Annotated in this window: 1 protein-coding gene; it reads right to left on the bottom strand. The window is 45.1% G+C overall.

The annotated features are described in order from the left end of the window. Positions 1–678 (bottom strand): PEP/pyruvate-binding domain-containing protein (locus tag STRDD11_RS09840; RefSeq protein WP_277592890.1); only part of this gene is annotated, 678 nt, incomplete at its 3' end. Positions 679–793: the final 115 nt, after the last annotated feature.

Genomic DNA, 793 nt, shown 5'->3' with positions numbered 1-793 from the left:
AATGTCATTGAGATTGCGGTAGACCTCGGCCCGCGGATTGTTCCAAGACTTAAATACCGCCTTAATCGCAGCATAGAGCTGTTCTTTGGAGCTCTGCGGGAAGCTTTGGTAATGCTCGCGGTAAAGCTGCTTGTACTGGTCAATCAGCGCCTGATGCTCTTCCAAGCTAAACTCCTGAACCTTTTTTCGGGAATTTTTTTCAAAGAAAGCTAGAAGCTCATCAAACTGCTCCTTGGGAATGCCGTAAACCACATCGGCGAACATCTGCAGCAGGCGGCGGTAGCAGTTGTAGGCAAAGTCAGGGCTGGTCTGCTCGGCCAGTGTCTGCACGCGCAGGTCATTGAGACCCAGATTGAGAATGGTGTCCATCATGCCGGGCATGGAAAATTTAGCACCGCTGCGGACAGAGACCAAGAGCAGCGAGGACTCATTGCCGGAAAAGAATTTGCCGCTTTTCTTTTCCAAGTCAGCAACCGCTTTCAAAACTTCTTCTTTTAAATCTGATTCAAAAAATGAAGGGGCTGCTAAATACTGCATACAGCTCTGCGTTGTAATGGTAAATCCCGGAGGAACAGGCAGGCCCAGATTGGTCATTTCTGCCAGATTGGCTCCTTTTCCGCCAAGCATTGCTTTGTCATCTGCGTGTCCTTCTTCAAAGGAATAAATCCATTTCGTCATACTTGCCTCCAATTTTATTAAATATGTGTCACATTAAAAGACAATTACATTGTAATATACATCACATAGGTTTAGTCAACAGAAAAATTATCCTGTTTTATTGACTTTTTCTTTT

Source organism: Streptococcus sp. DD11, from assembly GCF_001578865.1.
Lineage (GTDB): Bacteria > Bacillota > Bacilli > Lactobacillales > Streptococcaceae > Streptococcus > Streptococcus panodentis.
This window is presented reverse-complemented; position numbering and strand designations above follow the sequence as displayed.